We start from the raw sequence: 906 nt of genomic DNA on the forward strand, positions 1-906 counted from the left end.
CTATTACGACCCGGCGCTCAAGCGCGCGCGCCTCGATCTGCTCAAGCAGCACCGTGGCTTCACCTTCGTGGAGCTCGACCTCGCCGACCGCGCCGGCATGAAGGCGCTGTTCGAGCGTTATCGCTTCGAGGTCGTGGTGCATCTCGCCGCGCAGGCCGGCGTGCGCTATTCCCTGCAGAATCCGCACGCCTATGCGGATTCCAATCTGGAGGGCTTCCTCAACGTCCTCGAGGGCTGCCGGCACACCGCGTGCAAGCACCTGTTGTTTGCGTCCTCATCGTCGGTCTATGGCGCCAACACCAAATTGCCGTTTTCGGTCCACGACAATGTCGACCATCCCGTCAGCCTGTACGCCGCAACCAAGAAGGCCAACGAGCTGATCGCCCATTCCTATAGCCATCTCTATCGCGTGCCGGCAACCGGGCTGCGGTTTTTCACCGTGTATGGGACGTGGTATCGGCCGGACATGGCGCTCTATGCGTTCGCCGACGCGATCACCAAGGGCAAGCCGATCCAGCTGTTCAACAATGGCAACATGCGGCGCGACTTCACCTATGTCGACGACGTGGTCGAGGCGATGGTGCGGTTGATCGGCCGCGCGCCGGAAGGCGACGTCAACTGGTCGGGAGCGCATCCCGATCCGGGTTCGAGCCGGGCGCCGTGGCGGGTCTACAATATCGGCAACAGCAGGCCGGAAGAACTGATGCATGTGGTGGCGCTGCTCGAGCAGGGCTTGGGGCGACAGGCCGAAAAGCAGTTGCTGCCGATGCAGCCGGGAGATGTACCGGAGACGTCGGCCGACGTCTCCGACCTGGAGCGTGAAATCGGCTTCCGCCCGCAGACGCGGATCGAGGATGGCATTGCCAGGTTTGTCGCCTGGTATCGGGCCTATCACGACGTCGATCG

General features: G+C 63.1%; 1 protein-coding gene. It reads left to right on the forward strand.

Going from position 1 to position 906, the window contains the following annotated elements; all coding sequences use genetic code 11:
* On the forward strand, positions 1 to 906 hold a 906-nt coding region (locus I6F38_RS43245), incomplete at both ends, for an NAD-dependent epimerase/dehydratase family protein (RefSeq protein WP_225164694.1).

The sequence above is a fragment of the Bradyrhizobium sp. BRP56 genome (assembly GCF_020194035.1).
Taxonomy (GTDB): Bacteria; Pseudomonadota; Alphaproteobacteria; order Rhizobiales; family Xanthobacteraceae; genus Bradyrhizobium; species Bradyrhizobium australafricanum.